This is a genomic window from Saccharospirillum mangrovi, assembly GCF_003367315.1.
GTDB lineage: Bacteria > Pseudomonadota > Gammaproteobacteria > Pseudomonadales > Natronospirillaceae > Saccharospirillum > Saccharospirillum mangrovi.
Genome location: NZ_CP031415.1, coordinates 2,073,799 through 2,092,860, shown reverse-complemented (window position 1 = coordinate 2,092,860; position 19,062 = coordinate 2,073,799). Strand labels below are relative to the sequence as shown.

Below are 19,062 nucleotides of genomic sequence, written 5' to 3'. Positions count from 1 at the left end.
ACAGTCAGCATGAGTTGCGATTACAGGGCTTTGGCGGCGGCCGGCATTCAGACCCTCAAGCCGTACGAACCCGGTAAACCGATCGACGAACTCAAGCGCGAGCTGGGCGTCAGCGACGTCATCAAGCTGGCCAGTAACGAAAGCCCGTTGGGTTTGTCACCCCGCGTCCAGGACGCCATTCATCGCGCCTTACCAGACATTGCCCGCTATCCGGATGGCAACGGCTTCCGGCTGAAACAAGCGCTGGCTGAGCGCCACGGCCTGGACATGAACCAGCTGACTCTCGGCTGCGGTTCCAATGAATTGTTTGAGCTGCTTGCCAAGGCGTTTTTGGGTCCGGGCGATGAAGCGGTAATGAGCCAATACGCCTTTGCTGTTTATCCATTGGTGGTTCAGGCGGCCGGTGCCAAGCCTGTGGTCGTGCCATCGCGCGATTGGGGCCACGATCTCGATGCCATGGCCGACGCCCTGACCGAGCGCACCCGCCTGGTGTTTATCGCCAACCCCAACAACCCGACCGGAACCTGGCTGAGCAAAGGCGAACTCAAAGCCTTTATGACCGCTGTGCCGGAAAACGTGCTGGTGGTGTTGGATGAGGCCTATGCCGAATACGTCGATCAGGAAAACTACCCCAACGGTTTCAAGTTGCAGCGGCGCTATCCCAACCTGATTGTGACGCGCACCTTCTCCAAGGCTTATGGACTGGCCGGTCTGCGGGTCGGTTATGGCGTTGCTAACGCTGAGATTACCGACATCCTCAATCGCGTTCGGCAGCCGTTCAATCTGAATTCGCTGGCATTGGTCGCAGCCGAAACGGCGCTGGCGGATACCGCTCGGTTGCAGGAATCACTGGCCGTTAACGCAGCGGGCTACGAGCAACTGACCAGCGCGTTTAAGCGGCTGGAGTTGGAAACGATTCCGTCGGTGACCAATTTCGTGTCCGTGCATCTGGGCGCGCGTGCCGGGGCGATTCATCAAGCGCTGTTGCGAGCGGGTGTGATTGTTCGGCCGTTAGCCAGCTACGACATGCCGGAATACCTGCGCATATCCATCGGTCTGGAAGCGGAAAACCAGCGCTTTTTGACGGCTTTGGAAGCCGAGTTGGTGTCATGACTCAAGCGACGTCAGCCCTGCCTCGAGTACTCATTGTCGGCCTGGGACTGATCGGCGCTTCCTTTGCCAAGGCGCTGCGCCTGTCGCGTTCTGCCCAGGTGTTTGGCATGGACGCACAGCCCGGTGTGGCCGAGCGGGCGTTGGAATTGGGCATCATCGACGCTCGGGTCGATTCGATCGAGACAGTGCCTGAGTTCGATGTCTTACTGCTGGCTGTACCGGTGCTGGCTATGGGTTCGGTGCTGCGTTCGCTGCAGCCGTATTTGCGAGCCGACACTGTGATTTCCGATGTGGGCAGCGTCAAAGGTCGCGTGGTGGACGCCGCCCGCGAGGTTTTTGGTGACGACTTGCCTGCGGGCTTCGTACCCGGCCATCCGATTGCTGGTGCGGAACGATCCGGCGTTGATGCTGCCAAGGCGGATTTGTTCGATCGTCATTTATTGATTCTGACGCCGTTGCCATCGTCCGATCCGGCGGCGGTGGCGCTGTTGACTCGCTTGTGGCAAGCGGTGGGCGCGGAAGTGGTCAGCATGTCGGTGGCGCGCCACGATGAAGTGTTGGCCGCGACCAGTCATTTACCGCATCTGTTGGCGTTTTCTCTGGTGGATACGTTGGCGCGGGAATCGGATAACCGCGAGATTTTCCGCTATGCCGCCGGCGGTTTCCGCGATTTCACCCGCATTGCCGCGTCCGATCCGACCATGTGGCACGACGTCTTTCTGGCCAATCGAGACGCCACCTTGGGCGTGCTGCGGCGCTTTCAGTCGGACCTGGAAAACCTGGCCGGCGCCATTGAGCGTGGCGAGGGTAAAACCTTGCTGGATGTATTCGGCCGCGCCAAGTCAGCACGCGACTACTTCACGCAGATCCTGCAAAGCCGTCAGCGACACAGCGACGATACGCGCCGCAACCTGATTGTTGCCCCGGCACCGGCCGGGTTGCAGGGCACTTTAGCTGTGCCGGGTGACCGATCTATTTCGCATCGGGCGGTCATTCTGGCGGCGTTGGCTGAGGGCGATAGCCACATTCGCGGCTTTGGTGAAAACGATGACAATCGCACCACGCTGGAAGCGCTGCGCAAACTGGGCGTGGTGATCGACGAAGCGGATGACGGCGAAATTCGCGTTCAAGGTCGTGGATTGACGGGTTTGCAAGCGCCCGACAGTCCGCTGTACCTGGGCCAGTCGGCTACTTCGATGCGGTTGTTGGCTGGCGTACTGTCGGCGCAGCCGTTCGCCAGCGAATTGATTGGCGATGCGTCGTTGAATCAACGACCCATGGCGCGGTTGCAAGTGCCGCTGGCAGAACTCGGCGCGCACCTGGAGCTGACGGCGAGCGGCACCGCCCCCATTTTGATTCAGCCCGGCCAGCAGTGGCAGCCACTGGATTACGATCTGCCGATGGCGAGTGCACAAGTGAAGTCGGCTATTTTGCTGGCGGCGCTGTGTGCCGGTGTGCCGGTGCGACTGACCGAGCCGGCGCCCAGTCGCGATCACACCGAACGTTTGTTGGCGGAGTTGGGCTGCCGTCTGGAAAGCCGCGGCAACGCTCTGGTGTTTGCGCCGGCATCGCAATTGCCGCCGCTGAATCTGGACGTACCAGGGGATTTTTCACTGGCAGCGGTGCACCTTGCCGCCGCGACCCTGGTACCGGGTTCCGATCTGACATTGACCTCTGTGGGCGTGAATCCCAGCCGTTTGGGCTTTCTGGACATTCTGAAAGACATGGGTGGCTCGGTGGTCATGAGCAATATTCGTGACCAGGGGGGTGAACCTGTCGCCGATCTTCGGGTAAGATGCGCGCCGCTCAAAGGGGGCAGCTACGGCACCCACCTCAGCGGCCGAACCATAGACGAGTTCCCACTGTTGTTCGTCCTGGCCGCGCTGGCAGACGGCGAGAGCTGTTTCGCCGGTTTGGGCGAATTGCGCTTTAAAGAAAGCGACCGACTGACGCGCATGCTCGAAGGGCTGCGGTTGTTGGGCGCTGACATCGAAGTGACCGATGAGGACGTTAGAGTCCGCGGTCGGGTCGGCCAGCCATTGGATGGTGGCATTGTCGATTGCGCCGGCGACCCCAGGGTCGCGTTGGCGTTTATGGTCGCAGCCCAGGTAACGCGACGACCCGTCATTATTCGTAATGCCGGCCGAGTGCTCGGGGCGTATCCCGGTTTCAGCGCAGCGGTCGGACAACTTGGTTATGCCGTGACATTGGAAGACTGACGGCAAACCCACGACAACCAGGACAGATAACATGAATTCCAAGGCACCCGTCATCACATTGGACGGACCCGGCGGCGTCGGCAAAGGCACGGTCAGCGGTCTGCTGGCCAGTCGGTTTGGCTGGCATTACCTCGACTCCGGCGCGCTTTACCGCCTGGCTGCGCTGGCAGCAATGAACCATGGCGTCGATTTCGATAACGAATCCGCCTTGGCGGTGATTGCCGAGCACCTGGACATACGATTCCAGCAAGAAGGCAACGCCATCATCATTTTGCTCGAAGGTGACGACGTTACCCGGCAAATCCGTACCGAAGAAGTCGGTTCAAACGCATCGCGCGTGGCGGCGTTCGGTCGGGTACGGGAAGCACTGCTCAAGCGCCAGCGGGCGTTCCGCACCGAACCGGGACTGATTGCCGATGGCCGCGACATGGGCACAGTGGTGTTCCCGGAAGCCAATCTGAAGATCTTCATGACCGCGTCGGCCGATGAACGGGCCCGCCGGCGCTATAAACAATTACGCGACAGTGGCGCCAGCGCCGACTACGACCGCGTTCTGGCAGACATCGTCGAGCGTGACGAACGCGACACCAACCGCGCGGTAGCGCCGTTAAAGCCGGCGGCCGACGCCGTGATCATCGACACTTCCGAGAGCAGCATTGAGCAAGTCATGCAAAAGGTGCTCGATCTGGTGGCAGATCGCGGCATCGAATGGTGAAAAATTCCCCTCAGGCCCTTGGTTGTTACCCCTGAATCCGTATAATACGCGCTCCTGAAATGGCTGTGCACACTGTTCGAACGCGGATAGAGTGCCGGCCGGGTCCCGGGCCGATCACCCCCAGTATGGTGACTGCACCGGGTTTGTTGGATTGACCCGTATGAGCTGGCATACGGTAAAGCCGCTGGTCGCCGCCAACCTAAAATCCAGGCGATGGGCTGTTAATCATTGGGATACCAAATTAAATGACTGAATCTTTCGCTGAACTTTTTGAAGAAAGCTTAAAAACCATCGAAATGGAGCCGGGCTCCATCGTTACCGGTCTGGTCGTTGCTATCGACTCTGACTGGGTGACGGTCCACGCTGGCCTGAAATCGGAAGGCATCATCCCGCGTTCACAGTTTGTGAGCGAAGACGGTGAGCTGGAAATCGCCATCGGTGACGAAGTTAAGGTAGCGCTGGAAGCCGTAGAAGATGGTTTCGGTGACACCCGCCTGTCTCGCGAAAAAGCCAAGCGTGCTGAAGCCTGGTCCGAGCTGGAAAAAGCTTACGAAGCGGAAGAAGTGGTCAAAGGTGTTATCAACGGCAAAGTCAAAGGTGGCTTTACTGTCGACATCAGCTCTGTACGCGCCTTCCTGCCAGGTTCTCTGGTCGACATCCGCCCGGTGCGCGATACCGCTCACCTGGAAGGCAAAGAGCTCGATTTCAAAGTCATCAAACTGGACCGTCGTCGCAACAACGTTGTTGTTTCCCGTCGTGCTGTTCTGGAAGCCTCTAACAGCGCTGAGCGCGAAGAGTTGCTGGCCAGCTTGCAAGAAGGCCAGGTCATCAAGGGTATCGTTAAGAACCTGACCGATTACGGTGCCTTCGTTGATCTGGGCGGCGTTGACGGCCTGCTGCACATCACCGACATGGCTTGGAAACGCATCAAGCACCCGAGCGAAATCGTTCAGGTTGGCGATGAAATCGAAGTCAAAGTATTGAAGTTCGACCGAGATCGTAACCGTGTATCTCTGGGTCTGAAGCAACTGGGTGAAGATCCTTGGGTCGACATCAAAGCGCGTTACCCGGAAGAGCAGGTTGTTAAAGCTCGTGTTACCAACCTGACCGATTACGGCTGCTTTGCTGAGCTGGAAGAAGGCGTTGAAGGTTTGGTTCACGTGTCTGAAATGGACTGGACCAACAAGAACATCCATCCGTCTAAAGTCGTTTCTGTTGGCGACGAGATTGATGTGATGATTCTGGACATCGATGAAGAGCGTCGTCGTATCTCTCTGGGCATCAAGCAGACCGTTGTGAATCCTTGGGAAGACTTCTCCAACAACTTCAACAAGGGCGACAAAGTTACCGGCAAGATCAAGTCGATTACCGACTTCGGTATCTTCATCGGTCTGGAAGGTGGCATCGACGGTCTGGTTCACTTGTCTGACATCAGCTGGAACGAATCAGGCGAAGAAGCCGTTCGCAAGTACAAGAAAGGCGACGAACTGGAAACCATCATCCTGTCGATTGATCCGGAGCGTGAGCGCATCTCTCTGGGCATCAAACAGCTCGACAGCGATCCGTTCTCTGAATACGTTTCTGTGAACGATAAAGGTGCCATCGTCACCGGTACTGTTAAAGAAGTGGACGCCAAAGCGGCCGTCATCCTGTTGGCTGACGACATCGAAGGCATCCTGAAGGCTTCTGAAATCTCTCGCGACAAGGTTGAAGACGCTCGTAACGCCCTGAACGAAGGCGACGAAGTCGAAGCCAAGATCGTTAGTATCGACCGTAAGAACCGCGTCATCAGCCTGTCCATCAAGGCGAAAGACGTTCAGGACGAGAAAACGGCGGTACGTGAGCTGAAAGAAAAGAGCGCAGAAGCGGCTGGTCCGACCACCATTGGTGATCTGATCAAGCAAAAAATGGAGCAGGGTGACGAAGAGTAATTAGTCACTCAATTCCAAGAAAAGCCGGCCTGAGCGCCGGCTTTTTTGTGCCTGTTTGCCTGTGGGTTTTATCGTGAATGCCTTTCTGAAAGGCCATCCAATTCAACCGAAACTGCAAAAAAACGTTAAAAAATAAATACTTGTGTTATTTTGGGGCCTGAATTAGTCTAAATATTGATCGTTGAGGAACACCCGATCGGGAGGTTCGGATGACCAAATCGGAATTAATTGAACGGATCGTTGACCGCCAGGGCCAGTTGTCCGTAAAAGACGTCGAATTGGCCATCAAGACGATGTTGGACCATATGGCCGAAAGTCTGGCCGATGGCGAGCGTATCGAAATTCGTGGCTTTGGCAGTTTTTCACTGCACTATCGTTCTCCGCGAGTGGGTCGCAATCCGAAGACCGGTGAGTCGGTCACTCTGGAAGGCAAATACGTTCCGCATTTCAAACCGGGCAAGGAATTGCGTGAGTCGGTGAATCTCAGCATCGACGACGACTGATCGCCCACCCTCGTTTGCTCGCAGCCGGGAGGCTGAAAAACACCCATGCTCATCCGATCAGCCAAACTACTGTGCGCCTTTCTATTGCTGATTGTCGCCTGGCTGTTGGCCTTTGGTAATCATCAAAGCACAGTGCTCAGCTTTATGGCTTGGCAGACACCCGCGTTGCCATTATTTGTCTGGTTATTGGCGACCCTGTTTGTCGGTGTATTGATTGGTCTGATTTTGGGCCGTTTGGTCGGCCGTAAACGCACAGGCCGCTAGTATGCTCACCACGGTCAAATCCCTTTGGCGCCGTTTGACGACGCCCTGGTCGGTGCCGTCACGTTACCGGCTTGAACCTTTTGAACCACTGTCATCCGAGCCTGATCGCGAACTCGATGTACTGCTGGAACGCCTGCCGATTACAGTCGACACTCTGGAAACGCATTTGGCACTGGCTGAATTGTTTCGCAAGCGAGGTCAGATCGAGCGTGCCATTCGCATCCATGAAACCTTGCTAGATGCTGATCTACGTCGACAGGATGCCAATCGCGTCCGCGTTGAATTGGCTCAGGACTTTTTCTCGGCCGGTCTATTGGGGCGTGCCGAGACCGAGCTGGAATCCTTGATTCTGGATCAGGGTGAACGTTTTTCTGCTCAGGCATTTCGGTTGTGGTTGGTTGTCCTTGAGCGGGAGCAAGAGTGGGAGCGTGCGATCAAATTAGTCCGGGATTATGGTCAGCCCGGTTCCGGCAATATGCGGTTAGCCAATCTGTATTGTGAATACGTCGGACAATTAAAGGGGCAGGGCAAGCTGGCGCTGGCGCGCTCGGCGTTAAAAGAGGCGCGAAAACTATCGGACAGCGCGCGGACTTTTATCGCCTCGTCAGAGCTGGAAACCTCCTTGGGGCACTATCACAAAGCGCTGCGCATGTTGAAAGAAGCCTTGGTGCGAGATGTTCGACGTGTGGATGTCATTCTTCCCGGGTTAAAACGCTTGTCCCGATTGGTCGGCGGCGAAGCATCGTTGCGTCGCTATCTGGAAAAGCTATACGACTACCACCCTAGCCACCGAGTACTGGAAGCCATTCTGGATTTAACCGGCGACAGTGATCCTCGCCAGTCGTATTGGCAGACTGAGTTGGAGCGAGTGGTTAACAGTGGCGCGTCTTTCGGTTTGATGCAGCGTTGGCTGGAGCAACGGCGAGACATTGGTGCAACCCCTCGTGCGGTACTGCTGGAATCCATTCAGCGCTTGAAGCTGCGGTTGCCCGATGGCTATCAATGCAATCATTGCGGCTATGAATCCGGCACCATGATCTGGTTTTGTCCGCAGTGTGAACGCTGGGAAACGGCGTTTTCCCGTCACGAACAAAGAGTTCACGAAGATCGACGGCAGGCGGCGTTAAATCGCAGCTAGAGTGTTGATTTTCATAAAGTTATTGAACTGCGCCTCAAAGTTGGTATGATGCGCTCCGCTTCGTCAGAAGCACTGTGCGTCCCGTTCGTCTAGTGGCCTAGGACACCGCCCTTTCACGGCGGTAACAGGGGTTCGAGTCCCCTACGGGACGCCATTTATTTTTGCGGGAATAGTTCAGAGGCAGAGCACAACCTTGACCGAGGTTGGGGCCGGACGGGTAGTCTCGCGAGTTTGGTTCGACGCAGTCGAACTAGCTCGAATAACACCAGTTTTGCGGGAATAGCTCAGTGGTAGAGCACAACCTTGCCAAGGTTGGGGTCGCGAGTTCGAATCTCGTTTCCCGCTCCAAATTTGATTGAAGTGGCAACTTGGGTTGCGAGCTGGAACGCCAGCCCGGTCGCCTCTCGTTTCCCGCGACAATAAAAAAAGCAGCCATCGGCTGCTTTTTTTATTTCCTCAGAAAATGCTCCCTTAATCAGTCATACCAACCTGAATGCGACTGCGGTTTTTCTCCAAAGTGGCTGGTCCAATCCCTCGGACGTTGAGTAAATCCTCAGGCCCAATGAAGGGGCCATACTGCTCTCGATACTCAACAATGGCTTGCGCTTTAGCCAAGCCAACACCGTCGAGCAGATCGGCCATTTTTTCTGCGTTGTCATTGTTGATGTCGACGTACAAGACCACGCTGTCTTCTGCTGAAGTGGCTGCATTGTCTTCCGCAGAAACGGTCGCGTTTAGCGTCAGCAGGCTCAATCCCAAAGAAAAAAGGATGGGTTTGATCATGGGTACAGGTTCCTTCTGTTTGTCATTATTAAGGTCTGTGATCGCAACAGCGATCACTTCCCAATCTATCAAGCATTGGAGGGTGTCAGAAGTTTGACGTTTTGAACTGGCTCTCATTGCGGCCAATCAATTGAGTGTTTTTGGTTTGAGAAAAGTCGGTTTCAACGATTGAGGGATTTCTCGGCGGCGCTATTCGCTCTGTTCAATTCTGGTAGAATGCCGCAAATCTTCATCGGGCTACGCTATGAACAACCCCTTGTTCGATCGTGATGTGGTCTCCATCGGCGATCTATCGAAGGCCGATATTGAATTCATCATCGAACGTGCAGCGGCGCTGAAACAATCCGGACCGATGCCACTGTTAAAAGATCGTCTGATCGCCAGCTGTTTTTTTGAAGCCTCCACGCGAACCCGCCTATCCTTCGAAGCCGCTGTTCAACGGTTGGGTGGCACCATTATTGGCTTTTCTGACAGCGGCAATACCTCCACCAAAAAAGGCGAAACGCTGACCGATAGCATTCACATGATTGCCGGTTATGCGGATGCCATCATCATGCGACATCCGCGTGAGGGCTCAGCCAGATTAGCAGCCGAAGTGGCCAATATTCCGGTGATCAATGGCGGCGACGGGGCTAATCAGCATCCGTCTCAAACTTTGCTGGATTTATTTTCCATTGCCGAATGTCAGGGCCGTTTGGATGGGTTGTCCATCGCTTTAGTGGGCGATTTGAAATACGGCCGGACAGTCCATTCCCTGGCCCAGGCTATGGGACATTTCAAACCGCGATTTTATTTTGTGGCACCCGAAGCGCTTGCCATGCCGGCCTATATTGAAGACAGCCTGCGCGCCGCCGGTATCGCGTTTGAATATGCGGACAGCCTGGAAGCGGTTGTGCCCTTGGTCGATATTTTGTACATGACGCGGGTGCAAAAAGAGCGCTTTGATCCGACTGAATATATGCACCTGGCGTCCCAGTTTGTGCTTCGACCGGAGATGCTTAAGTCCGCCAAGCCGAGCATGCGGGTGATGCATCCGTTGCCTCGGGTGGATGAAATTCATCCGGCAGTCGATCGCACCAGTCATGCCTACTACTTTCAGCAAGCCGAAAATGGGGTTTATGCCCGCCAGGCATTGCTGTCGCTGGTGATGAATGAAGGTGTCTTGTCGCCCGGTGGAGGCTTGGTATGAGTGAGCATCGACGTGAAAAGATGCTGGTCGAAGCCATTCAAAATGGCACGGTGATCGATCACATCCCAGCCGGCAAAGGGCTGACTATCCTGGGGCGGTTGCAGCTGAGAAATGCCGAAGTGCGTCTGACGGTGGGTCTGAATCTGCCCAGTCACGGCGGCGGCATGAAAGACCTGATCAAAATCGATGACTGGCGCTTCACCGAACAGGACGCTGCGGAACTGGCGCTTTTTGCTCCGAAGGCCACCGTCAACATCATTGAAGAATACCGGGTGGTGCGGAAGTTCCCCATTGGATTGCCGGAGACTTTCATTGGCGTCTTTGTGTGCCCAAACGCCAATTGCATTACGCATGTTGAGCCGGTTGAGAGCCGATTTTCAGTCATTCAGGAAGCGACGTTGCAGTTACGTTGCCATTATTGTGAACGGGCGTTTGCCGATACCTTGTTTACCGAAAACAAAAGTTGATTCGGTGGTCAATTCAATCCCGTGAAATCACGGATTTTGCCTTATCAATCAGTTGCTTATTTCAGCCCCATCCTTATAGTGAGGGCTTTTTCCAGCGCGTCTCTACGGGAGTTTAGCTGTTCATGGATACCCTGACTCAACTGCACGGTCGTGCGCTTGAAGCCGTCCAACAAGCCACCAATCCACAGGAGCTTGATGAGCTGCGTGTGCGCTTTCTGGGCAAGAAAGGGGAAATTACCGCTCAGCTGAAATCCTTGGGTGAATTGTCGCCTGAAGATCGTCCGGCAGCCGGTGCGAAAATCAACGAAGTAAAAACCGCGGTAGCCGATGCCATTTCGGCCCGTAAGGCGCATCTCGATGAGCAAGCGTTAAGTGCGCGTTTGGCTGAGGAGAAGATTGACGTTACTCAGCCGGGTCGACGCCAGTCTATGGGCGGGTTACACCCGGTGACACAAACGCTGCGTCGCATGGAGTCCTTCTTCGTCAATATCGGTTACGACGTCGCTGTCGGACCGGAAATCGAAGACGATTATCACAACTTCGAAGCGCTGAATATTCCGGGTCATCACCCAGCTCGTGCCATGCACGACACTTTCTATTTCGACGCCAACACCCTGCTGCGGACCCACACCTCGCCGGTTCAGGTGCGCACCATGGAAAATGGCGAGCCGCCGTTCCGCATCATTTGCCCAGGTCGCGTCTATCGCTGCGATTCGGATTTGACCCACACGCCGATGTTCCACCAAATGGAAGGTCTGCTGGTGGATACTGATGTCAGCTTTGCCGATCTCAAAGGCACCGTCGAAGAATTTCTGCGTGTCTTCTTTGAAAAGGAACTGGCGGTGCGTTTCCGCCCGTCTTATTTCCCGTTTACTGAACCGTCGGCCGAAGTTGACATCGAATGTGTGATTTGTGGCGGTGACGGTTGCCGCGTTTGCAGTCGAACCGGTTGGATCGAGATCATGGGCTGCGGCATGGTGCATCCGAAAGTCCTTGAGGCCTCGGGTGTGGATTCAACCCGTTACAGCGGCTTTGCATTCGGTATGGGCGTGGAACGTTTGGCCATGTTGCGCTATGGCGTCAACGACCTGCGCCTGTTCTTCGAAAACGACCTCAAATTCCTGCGCCAGTTCAACTAGCCCGGCAACGATAATCGATAGGATCTAACAGCATATGAAATTCAGCGAACAGTGGCTGCGCGAGTGGGTCAATCCGGCAATCGATGCTCAGGCCCTGATGGATCAGATCACCATGGCGGGCCTGGAAGTGGATGGGGCCGAGCCGGTTGCCGAAGCGTTTGACGGTGTGATCGTGGCCGAGATCGTCGGTTGCGAGCCGCACCCCAATGCTGACAAATTGCAGGTATGCCAAGTTAACACCGGAAATGAAACCGTTACGGTTGTTTGTGGTGCCCCGAATGCGCGTCTCGGCATCAAGGTCGCACTCGCTCAAGTTGGTGCGGTGTTGCCGGGCGATTTCAAAATCAAGAAAGCCAAACTTCGCCAGGTTGAAAGCCAGGGCATGTTGTGTAGTGAAAAAGAATTGGGCTTGTCTGAAAGCCACGACGGCATTTTGGAATTGCCTGGCGAGGCCAGCGTCGGCGAAGACCTGCGTCGTTTCCTCGGGCTGGATGATCTGGCCATCGAAGTGGATTTAACCCCTAACCGTGCCGACTGCTTGAGCGTCGCCGGCTTGGCACGCGAAGTCAGCGTGTTGAATGACGTAGCCGTAACGGCTCCAAACATTGAACCGCAACCCGCGGTTCACAACGACACCTTTGCCGTCAAACTCAGCGACCCCCAAGGTTGCCCGCGCTACGTCGGTCGTGTGCTGAACGATGTCGATGTCTCAGCGGCGACGCCGGTCTGGATGGTCGAACGGTTGCGTCGTGGCGGCGTCCGCTCCATCGATCCAGTGGTGGATGTCACCAATTATGTGATGTTGGAACTTGGCCAGCCGATGCACGGCTTTGATCTGGATCGTTTGGTCGATGGCATTGATGTGCGTCGTGCCCAGGCGGGTGAAAAACTCGAGTTGCTCGACGGCCAGACCATTGAACTGGACCCGTCCGTTCTGGTGATCGCCGATGGTAAAGGCCCGCTGGCGATGGCTGGCGTCATGGGAGGAGAACAAAGCGGTGTCTCCACTGAAACCCGTCGAGTGTTCCTCGAAAGTGCTTTCTTCGCCCCGGTGGAAATTGCCGGCCGGGCGCGTCAATTTGGTCTGCATACAGACGCAAGTCACCGCTTTGAGCGTGGCGTTGATCCGGCCTTGCAGGAAACCGCTGTTGAACGTGCAACCCAGTTGTTGATGGACATTTGCGGTGCCAAACCTGGCCCTCTGGTTATTGAAGAAGCGCCGGAGCAAATTCCGCAACCTGCGCGTATCGAGCTATCCGCTGATCGAGTCACCACTGCCTTGGGTATGCAAATCGATGCCACTGAGATCGAACGCATCCTCACCGGTTTGGGTTTTGGCCTCGACAGTAAAGTGGCGGGCCAATGGACGGTACAAGCGCCGTCCTGGCGTTTTGATATGGCAATCGAAGCCGATCTGATTGAAGAAATTGCTCGCATATACGGCTACAACCGCTTCCCGGTGACGGTGCCAAAAGCTGCTCTGTCACCTCATGGCCGCGCTGAGCAACAAACCGATGTCGCCAAACTGGTCGATCGTCTGGCGAGCCTGGGTTATCAGGAAGCTATTACCTACAGCTTTGTTGAGCCGTCGTTGCAAACCAAGATGTTCCCTAAAGAGGGTGGCATCGAATTGGCTAACCCGATTTCTGCCGACATGGCGGTGATGCGCGTGTCACTGTGGCCGGGGCTGATCAAGGCGTTGAGTCACAACCTGAATCGTCAGCAAGAGCGCGTGCGTCTGTTTGAAACCGGCTTGCGTTTTCGCGCGACCGAAAACGGCACTGAGCAATTGAACATGCTGGCCGGGATTGCGACCGGCGGCCGTTGGCCCAAAGGCTGGTATTCGGATAATGCCGCCGTTGACTTCTTCGACATCAAGGGCGACTTGGAGCAGGTGCTGGGATTGGTTAAAGGCGTCAATTTTGAGTTCGTGCCGGGCCAGAATTCCGCGCTGCATCCGGGCCAATGCGCACGCATTGAACGCGACGGTAAACTGGTCGGTTACATTGGCGCGGTACATCCCACGTTGGCGCGCGAACTGGGCTTGAAACAACCCACTTTTATGTTCGAACTGCGTTTAGACCGCGTGCTGCCCGCAGAATTGCCTGCGTTTGAATCGCTGTCCCGTTACCCGGCGTCTACGCGTGATCTGGCGGTTGTGATCGATGAGGAAACGCCGGTTGCTGAGCTGATGAACAGTGTTAAAGAGAAGGCTGGAGACGATCTCGAAAGCCTGACACTTTTCGACATCTATCGCGGCAAAGGCATTGATTCGCAACGGAAAAGTGTGGCACTGGGCTTGACCTGGCAAAATCCTTCCCGCACTCTAACTGACGAAGAAATAAACAGTTTGATGGATTCCATCATCACGACCTTACAGACAAGGTACGACGCTGTATTGAGGAACTGAGCATGGCCCTGACCAAAGCTGAGATGGCCGAACGGCTGTACGAAGAGTTGGGCTTGAACAAGCGCGAAGCCAAGGAAATGGTGGAAGTCTTCTTCGAGGAAATCCGCGATTGTCTGGTCAACAACGAACAGGTCAAGCTGTCCGGCTTTGGAAATTTCGATCTCAGGGACAAGCGGCAACGACCAGGTCGTAACCCGAAGACAGGGGAAGAAATCCCCATTTCGGCACGCAGGGTCGTCACTTTTCGCCCCGGCCAGAAGTTGAAGGTGAAAGTCGAGGCCTATGCTGGAACCGAGCCAGAATAACGAACTGCCCACCATCCCAGGAAAACGCTACTTTACGATTGGCGAAGTCAGCGAACTCTGTGCAGTCAAACCCCATGTGTTGCGCTACTGGGAGCAGGAATTCCCGCAACTCAGTCCGGTAAAGCGCCGCGGCAACCGCCGGTATTATCAGCGCGATGACGTAGTACTGATTCGTCAGATCCGCAATCTGCTCTATGAAGATGGCTACACTATCGGCGGCGCTCGGCAAAAGCTGTCTGAACCCGCCGACGACAGCGTGCTGGCCAAGCAACACCAGGCCCTGATTCAAGACATGATCCGCGAGCTGGAAGCGGTCCTGAAGCTGCTGTCAGACGGCTGACCCCAGCCGCAAAACGCTTGATTTTTCAATCGCTTAACGTATGATTCGCAACGTTTTCGGGCATTAGCGCAGTCTGGTAGCGCATCGTCATGGGGTGGCGAGGGTCGCAGGTTCAAATCCTGCATGCCCGACCAAATTGAGAAAAGCCGACACTGTTCTGCAGTGTCGGCTTTTTGCATTTGGGGCCATTAATCGTGTATCAGCCACCACACTCAGCCGCTAGGCTAAGTCGGTCTCTGCCAAGGCTGATTGAACGCCACTGAATCCTTTTGTCATGATCTCGACAAAACGTTGCTTTGCCGCATCGCTGTTTTGATGCTGGCTGAAGCTCTTGTGTGCTTCGACAAAGGCAACGCTTAGGGTGGCGAATAATAGATGGGTGCCCAGGTGAATATCGCTGTCGGGTTCGCTCATGTTCAGCTGTTTGGCGATGCCTTCGGCCACCGTTGTTACAAACTGATCGCGCATTAACCTGACGCTGGACATCAGCGCGTCGCTGTTCCGTATGGCGTTAGTGAATGCCAACGAATCTGCATTGAATCGGATGGCTGGGTGATCGTCGGACGCCAGGCGCAGAATCATTAAATATAGGGCTTTGAGCGGTGGGGTGGCTGGCTCTTTGGTGGCTAAGGCTTGCTGAAAAATAGCCAGGCCTTCGCCCTTTCGATCGAAGAACATGTCTTCTTTGCGAGGAAAGTGATTAAACACCGTCATGCGGCCAACGTCCGCCGCTTCGGCGATTTCATCGATGGTGACGTTATCGAAACCGCGTTCGATAAAGAGCCGAGTCGCGACATCAGAAATATTCTGGCGCGTGGCGAGGCGTTTGCGGGTGCGTCTATCCATAGTTTTCCAAGGCGTCAGCGGTACTGAGTTCAAAACGGTATCGAGCATAAACAATGACTCTATAAAGACAAAGCGAATGGTTCGGCGAGTCGGGACTTCCGGGCAGGTTTACAACGCCGTTGTTGGCGCCGTTTTACTGTTGTGGCTTTGATAGATGCCCCAGGCAACCAGCGTCGCTGCAATGCTGCTGAGTACCAAGCAAGCCAGCTCGATGGACTGATGAAATTGCCGGGTTTGCAGGCCGGTCCAGTGACTTTCTGTCAGATTGCCACTGAATAGAAACGCCATGATGGTGCCGGCAATAGCAATGGACGACGCTGATGAGACTTCGGTAGCGGTGTCTGACAGCGCGACGCCAATGGAAGTACGGTTGTCTGGTAATCCCCGCACTATGTTCAGGCCGGCAACCACGCCGACAAAGCGCATGCCGGCGGCGACCAGGGTCAGCGACAGTGCGATCCAGACATAGCCAAATTGGCCCAGCAGACCGTAGCAAATCAGCCCGGCGACGACGGTGCTGGCGCTTACACTGGCCGACAATTCCATACCCAGCTTGTTAACCACAGGTTCAACGAAAGGGCTGAGTAACAACAACACAGCCACCATCGGCAACATACCCAAAGCGGCGGTCGCCGGGCTCCAGTTCCAACCCAGTTGCAGTTGCAGCGTGATCATATAACCCAGCCCCGCCATGCAGATGCCGGCGGCCGCATTAAAAGCGAGACCACTGGAGACCAGTTTATTGGCCAGCAGGCTGAGGTCGATCAGCGGGTGCGCTACCTGACGTTCCCATTCAATAAACAGCGAAAACAGCAGCAGTGCAGCGGCGGCACAGACCCAGGGCAGCAATTCCCGGTAACTAAGCTGTTCAAACAAGGTCGGCGTTAATAAGGCAAGGACAATAGCCGCGGTGCCGAGAACAGCGCCGATCACATCGATTGGATCTGGGTGTAATTCATCGGCTTGGTCAGCCTGGATGCCAGTTCGAATGCCCAGCCAGGCCAACAAGGCTATTGGGACGTTGATCAACAGCAATACCTGCCAGGGCGCCACGGTCAATACCAGGCCGCCCACAAAAGGCCCTATCGCCAAGCCGACCAGGCCGACCGTGGAGATGAGTGTGGTGGCACGCACTCGAAGGTTGTCGTCGGTGAACAGACGAAATGCCAATGCCATGGAGCCAGGGGTGGTCATGGCTGCGGCCACGCCAGTGGCAATGCGGACCCAGATTAATTGAGTGGCATTGGTGACGAAGGCCGTCGCCAGGCTGGCGATGGCTAAAATGGCCAGCCCGACTAGCATGACCCGGCGTCGGCCGATACGGTCGGCGACTGCGCCAAACAACAACATCAGGCTGCCAAAAACCAGCGCATAGGAACCCGTAACCCATTGCAGCGCCAGGTTGGATGCTTCCAGTTCCCGGCCGATCACCGGCAGTGCGACGTTCAAAATGGAGTTGTCGAGCATTTCAAAGAGGAAGACGGCTGACAGGCCGAGCAACGCCAGCCAGGCTTCAGTCAGTGATTTAGGGCCGCGCGCTGTGCTGGCGGTTGATGGCTTAGTGAAGGTATTCATGTATCAAGCACCTATATAAACTAAATATAAAAATATACTTAGTACAATTATAGGTGCGGAATGCCGAACTTCAATGTTCAACTGATTAAAAATCGACCCAACTAGGGTTCGATCTTTGAAAGCTCGGGAGTCGTGGCCTCGCCAGAAAAGAAAAAACCGGCCTATTGCCGGTTTAACGGGGTGTTTAGAAGGAGCTCAGCGGATGGTCAGTGGTTGTGTTCGGGCATGGCCCCAATCGCATCAACCGCCAGATTCACCTCAATCTCTTCGGCCTTTTCAAACTGCAGCGTTATGGTGCGCCGTTCGCTTTAACCAAAGGCGCTTCCAGGCCCACCGAACCGCCGGCGGGAATCTCCAAGCCCTGGTTCAGTGGCCGCATTTTCATGGTGCTATCTTCCATCTTGGTTTGGTGAACGCTGATGCTGTGGGTGAAGTCTGAGTGCCCACCCATCAGTCGATCGGCAGTGGTGCCGTCATTGTGAATGACCATAAAACCGCCGCTGGTGGGTGTACTGGGTGGGGTGGCGCGTGACCAGGGATGGTCGATGCGCAAAATCGCCAGGTTGGTAGCCGTAGGCCCAGGCCGGGTCAGCGCACAGCAGCAGGCTGGTGGCAAGATTCAGAGACAACAAAATACGAGACACAACAAATCTCCTGACGGAAATTTCCAAGCCAGGATGTCGCCATTAGGCGCTCATCTTAATCGTTGTTTGGGTGTTAGACGTTAGCAGCAAAGGGTGGGGCACGGCTTAGATAGGATTGCACACGCACCTTGTCCCCAAAAGCAAGAAAAATCCAGCTATATCAGGCTAAGCTGAAATAGCTGGTGGCGGCATAATTACTGTGCATTATTTCGCTGGGTTTATCTCCAAGCTAATTCCACTCTGACATGCCCGATCAAATTTTCCCGTTAGATTAATTATGCTATTTCATAGAGTTTTATTCTTTCCGACTTTCGACTTTGTCTTTTCCTAAATTATTTTGCCAGTCGCTGATTCGGTTCATTGCCGTTATGTACTTCAGGGCAAGCGTTTCTGCAGTTGTTGCATTATCGCACCGATGGCAACGATGACCGTCGCTCCAAGCAAGACCGGTGTCAGTAAAAACATCCAGCTTTGCCCAGTAAGCATGATCAACATTGGGTTGGCACCGGCGGGCGGGTGAGTGGTTTTGGTAATCAGCATGGCACTTACCGCCAGACCAGTCGCAGCCGCCAGGCTCCAGGCAGTAACGCCGATGATTTGGGAAAAGAAAACGCCAATAAAAGCCGTCAGCAAGTGCCCCAGGATTACATTTTTGGGCTGAGCGAGTGGGCTTGCGGGCACGCCAAATACTAATACTGCGGTTGCTCCGAAAGGCGCCATGATCAATACGGCGTTCGCTATTTTCTGATCCAGCAGTGTTAACACTGCCGTGGCGATGAATGCTCCAAGTCCCGCGAACAGGGCTGGAATTAATGGTTTCATGACGTTTCCCCTGGTGGTTTTGGTGGTAGACTGATCTGTCTACATGATCAGGGTAGACAGATCGGTCTACTCGTGTCAATGCAATGTTGCGCACAGAGGCAGACATGAATGAAAAACGTCAGGCGTTGTTAGAAACCGCATTAGGGCTGTTTTACAGCCATGGGGTGCAATCCATTGGCATCAACGAAGTACTCAAGGTTTCGGGTATTGCCAAGAAAACGTTGTACCACCATTTTCCCAGCAAAGAAGCGCTGGTATTGGCGGCGTTGAAAGAACGGAACCGTCGATTTCTGGCGTGGTTGGAACCTCAGTTAGCCAAAGGGGAAACTGATGCAGAAGTTGTCGAAAACCTCTTTGAGGCGCTGGATGCCTGGATTCATGATGATGCCAAAGAGCTTGGTAAGTTCAGAGGTTGTTTCTTCGTTAATACTTCGGCGGAGTTTGGAGACGTCAATAGTGATATCGCTCAATATTGCCGGCTGCATAAACAGCAAGTCCGCGCAAGGATTGGCCATTATCTGGTGAGCAAAGACGAGGCGTTTTTGGATTCAATCTGTTTGCTGAAAGAAGGCGCGATCAGCAGCGCCTATGTCAGCAATGACCTGGAGGCTGCCATTAAGGGCCTGCGTGCTGCAAAGGCACTGATTGCCTGATAGACG

20 protein-coding genes and 3 tRNA genes are annotated in these 19,062 nt (G+C 54.9%); 17 read left to right on the top strand and 6 right to left on the bottom strand.

The window, feature by feature from the left end; genetic code table 11:
• Positions 1–9: 9 nt before the first annotated feature.
• The 9 genes from hisC (at position 10) to DW349_RS10030 (ending at position 8,231) form a co-directional block, all read left to right on the top strand.
• Positions 10–1,113: a histidinol-phosphate transaminase gene (gene hisC / locus DW349_RS10070; RefSeq protein WP_108125497.1), complete on the top strand. Its 1,104-nt coding sequence runs from the start codon at positions 10–12 to the stop codon at positions 1,111–1,113.
• Positions 1,110–3,332 carry a 3-phosphoshikimate 1-carboxyvinyltransferase gene (aroA, locus tag DW349_RS10065; protein ID WP_108125496.1) on the top strand — a complete coding sequence of 741 codons (2,223 nt, stop codon included), beginning with the start codon at positions 1,110–1,112 and terminating at the stop codon, positions 3,330–3,332. The genes hisC and aroA overlap by 4 nt, the downstream gene beginning before the upstream one ends.
• Before the next feature lie 31 nt (positions 3,333–3,363).
• Complete coding sequence (gene cmk, locus DW349_RS10060; protein WP_108125495.1) at positions 3,364–4,047, top strand: (d)CMP kinase; 684 nt, start codon at positions 3,364–3,366, stop codon at positions 4,045–4,047.
• Positions 4,048–4,292: 245 nt separating this feature from the next.
• The gene (gene rpsA, locus DW349_RS10055; RefSeq protein ID WP_108125494.1) at positions 4,293–5,978 is read left to right on the top strand and encodes a 30S ribosomal protein S1; all 1,686 of its coding nucleotides are present in this window, start codon (positions 4,293–4,295) and stop codon (positions 5,976–5,978) included.
• 209 nt (positions 5,979–6,187) lie between these two features.
• Positions 6,188–6,481, top strand: a complete 294-nt coding sequence (gene ihfB / locus DW349_RS10050; protein WP_108125493.1) for an integration host factor subunit beta — start codon at positions 6,188–6,190, stop codon at positions 6,479–6,481.
• A gap of 45 nt (positions 6,482–6,526) precedes the next feature.
• On the top strand, positions 6,527–6,745 hold the full coding sequence (locus tag DW349_RS10045) for a lipopolysaccharide assembly protein LapA domain-containing protein (protein ID WP_108125492.1): 219 nt from the start codon (positions 6,527–6,529) through the stop codon (positions 6,743–6,745).
• A 1-nt stretch (position 6,746) separates the two neighbouring features.
• Positions 6,747–7,883 carry a tetratricopeptide repeat protein gene (locus DW349_RS10040; protein WP_108125491.1) on the top strand — a complete coding sequence of 379 codons (1,137 nt, stop codon included), beginning with the start codon at positions 6,747–6,749 and terminating at the stop codon, positions 7,881–7,883.
• A 78-nt stretch (positions 7,884–7,961) separates the two neighbouring features.
• Positions 7,962–8,037: transfer RNA gene (locus tag DW349_RS10035), tRNA-Glu, on the top strand.
• 119 nt (positions 8,038–8,156) lie between these two features.
• A tRNA-Gly gene (locus DW349_RS10030) sits at positions 8,157–8,231 on the top strand.
• Between the two features lie 123 nt (positions 8,232–8,354).
• On the opposite strand, the gene DW349_RS10025 is transcribed toward DW349_RS10030, so the two are convergent.
• Positions 8,355–8,666, bottom strand: a complete 312-nt coding sequence (locus tag DW349_RS10025; protein WP_108125656.1) for a ComEA family DNA-binding protein — start codon at positions 8,664–8,666, stop codon at positions 8,355–8,357.
• A 244-nt stretch (positions 8,667–8,910) separates the two neighbouring features.
• On the opposite strand from DW349_RS10025, the gene pyrB reads away from it, so the two are divergent.
• The 7 genes from pyrB (at position 8,911) to DW349_RS09990 (ending at position 14,650) form a co-directional block, all read left to right on the top strand.
• Positions 8,911–9,855 (top strand): aspartate carbamoyltransferase, encoded by a 945-nt coding sequence (gene pyrB, locus DW349_RS10020; protein WP_108125490.1) that lies wholly within the window; start codon positions 8,911–8,913, stop codon positions 9,853–9,855.
• Positions 9,852–10,322, top strand: coding sequence for an aspartate carbamoyltransferase regulatory subunit (gene pyrI / locus DW349_RS10015; RefSeq protein ID WP_108125489.1), 471 nt, complete (start codon positions 9,852–9,854; stop codon positions 10,320–10,322). The genes pyrB and pyrI overlap by 4 nt, the downstream gene beginning before the upstream one ends.
• A 122-nt stretch (positions 10,323–10,444) precedes the next feature.
• Entirely contained in the window at positions 10,445–11,461 is a 1,017-nt protein-coding gene (gene pheS, locus DW349_RS10010) for a phenylalanine--tRNA ligase subunit alpha (RefSeq protein ID WP_108125488.1), read from the top strand.
• A 34-nt stretch (positions 11,462–11,495) separates the two neighbouring features.
• Positions 11,496–13,871, top strand: a complete 2,376-nt coding sequence (pheT, locus tag DW349_RS10005; RefSeq protein WP_108125487.1) for a phenylalanine--tRNA ligase subunit beta — start codon at positions 11,496–11,498, stop codon at positions 13,869–13,871.
• Positions 13,872–13,873: 2 nt separating this feature from the next.
• Positions 13,874–14,176, top strand: coding sequence for an integration host factor subunit alpha (gene ihfA / locus DW349_RS10000; RefSeq protein ID WP_108125486.1), 303 nt, complete (start codon positions 13,874–13,876; stop codon positions 14,174–14,176).
• Positions 14,154–14,516, top strand: coding sequence for a MerR family transcriptional regulator (locus DW349_RS09995; protein WP_108125485.1), 363 nt, complete (start codon positions 14,154–14,156; stop codon positions 14,514–14,516). The genes ihfA and DW349_RS09995 overlap by 23 nt, the downstream gene beginning before the upstream one ends.
• A 57-nt stretch (positions 14,517–14,573) precedes the next feature.
• Positions 14,574–14,650: transfer RNA gene (locus DW349_RS09990), tRNA-Pro, on the top strand.
• Positions 14,651–14,735: 85 nt separating this feature from the next.
• Here the strand turns inward: DW349_RS09990 and DW349_RS09985 are convergent.
• The 5 genes from DW349_RS09985 to DW349_RS09970 form a co-directional block, all read right to left on the bottom strand.
• The gene (locus DW349_RS09985) at positions 14,736–15,362 is read right to left on the bottom strand and encodes a TetR/AcrR family transcriptional regulator (RefSeq protein WP_157954334.1); all 627 of its coding nucleotides are present in this window, start codon (positions 15,360–15,362) and stop codon (positions 14,736–14,738) included.
• A gap of 108 nt (positions 15,363–15,470) precedes the next feature.
• Complete coding sequence (locus tag DW349_RS09980; protein ID WP_108125483.1) at positions 15,471–16,937, bottom strand: MFS transporter; 1,467 nt, start codon at positions 16,935–16,937, stop codon at positions 15,471–15,473.
• Positions 16,938–17,226: 289 nt separating this feature from the next.
• The gene (locus tag DW349_RS17550) at positions 17,227–17,427 is read right to left on the bottom strand and encodes a copper chaperone PCu(A)C (protein WP_232819317.1); all 201 of its coding nucleotides are present in this window, start codon (positions 17,425–17,427) and stop codon (positions 17,227–17,229) included.
• Entirely contained in the window at positions 17,411–17,581 is a 171-nt protein-coding gene (locus DW349_RS17545; RefSeq protein ID WP_232819316.1) for a hypothetical protein, read from the bottom strand. The genes DW349_RS17550 and DW349_RS17545 overlap by 17 nt, the downstream gene beginning before the upstream one ends.
• A 375-nt stretch (positions 17,582–17,956) precedes the next feature.
• Entirely contained in the window at positions 17,957–18,403 is a 447-nt protein-coding gene (locus DW349_RS09970; protein WP_108125481.1) for an HPP family protein, read from the bottom strand.
• Positions 18,404–18,507: 104 nt separating this feature from the next.
• Between DW349_RS09970 and DW349_RS09965 the strand changes: the two genes are divergently transcribed.
• Positions 18,508–19,056: a TetR/AcrR family transcriptional regulator gene (locus DW349_RS09965; protein ID WP_108125480.1), complete on the top strand. Its 549-nt coding sequence runs from the start codon at positions 18,508–18,510 to the stop codon at positions 19,054–19,056.
• The last annotated feature ends 6 nt before the right edge of the window (positions 19,057–19,062 follow it).

Bases quoted from the DNA above. Each gene is read 5' to 3' on its own strand.
- hisC (WP_108125497.1), top strand. From the start codon at position 10: ATGAGTTGCGATTACAGGGCTTTGGCGGCGGCCGGCATTCAGACCCTC.
- aroA (WP_108125496.1), top strand. From the start codon at position 1,110: ATGACTCAAGCGACGTCAGCCCTGCCTCGAGTACTCATTGTCGGCCTG.
- cmk (WP_108125495.1), top strand. From the start codon at position 3,364: ATGAATTCCAAGGCACCCGTCATCACATTGGACGGACCCGGCGGCGTC.
- rpsA (WP_108125494.1), top strand. From the start codon at position 4,293: ATGACTGAATCTTTCGCTGAACTTTTTGAAGAAAGCTTAAAAACCATC.
- ihfB (WP_108125493.1), top strand. From the start codon at position 6,188: ATGACCAAATCGGAATTAATTGAACGGATCGTTGACCGCCAGGGCCAG.
- DW349_RS10045 (WP_108125492.1), top strand. From the start codon at position 6,527: ATGCTCATCCGATCAGCCAAACTACTGTGCGCCTTTCTATTGCTGATT.
- DW349_RS10040 (WP_108125491.1), top strand. From the start codon at position 6,747: ATGCTCACCACGGTCAAATCCCTTTGGCGCCGTTTGACGACGCCCTGG.
- DW349_RS10025 (WP_108125656.1), bottom strand. From the start codon at position 8,666: ATGATCAAACCCATCCTTTTTTCTTTGGGATTGAGCCTGCTGACGCTA.
- pyrB (WP_108125490.1), top strand. From the start codon at position 8,911: ATGAACAACCCCTTGTTCGATCGTGATGTGGTCTCCATCGGCGATCTA.
- pyrI (WP_108125489.1), top strand. From the start codon at position 9,852: ATGAGTGAGCATCGACGTGAAAAGATGCTGGTCGAAGCCATTCAAAAT.
- pheS (WP_108125488.1), top strand. From the start codon at position 10,445: ATGGATACCCTGACTCAACTGCACGGTCGTGCGCTTGAAGCCGTCCAA.
- pheT (WP_108125487.1), top strand. From the start codon at position 11,496: ATGAAATTCAGCGAACAGTGGCTGCGCGAGTGGGTCAATCCGGCAATC.
- ihfA (WP_108125486.1), top strand. From the start codon at position 13,874: ATGGCCCTGACCAAAGCTGAGATGGCCGAACGGCTGTACGAAGAGTTG.
- DW349_RS09995 (WP_108125485.1), top strand. From the start codon at position 14,154: ATGCTGGAACCGAGCCAGAATAACGAACTGCCCACCATCCCAGGAAAA.
- DW349_RS09985 (WP_157954334.1), bottom strand. From the start codon at position 15,362: ATGGATAGACGCACCCGCAAACGCCTCGCCACGCGCCAGAATATTTCT.
- DW349_RS09980 (WP_108125483.1), bottom strand. From the start codon at position 16,937: ATGAATACCTTCACTAAGCCATCAACCGCCAGCACAGCGCGCGGCCCT.
- DW349_RS17550 (WP_232819317.1), bottom strand. From the start codon at position 17,427: ATGGTCATTCACAATGACGGCACCACTGCCGATCGACTGATGGGTGGG.
- DW349_RS09970 (WP_108125481.1), bottom strand. From the start codon at position 18,403: ATGAAACCATTAATTCCAGCCCTGTTCGCGGGACTTGGAGCATTCATC.
- DW349_RS09965 (WP_108125480.1), top strand. From the start codon at position 18,508: ATGAATGAAAAACGTCAGGCGTTGTTAGAAACCGCATTAGGGCTGTTT.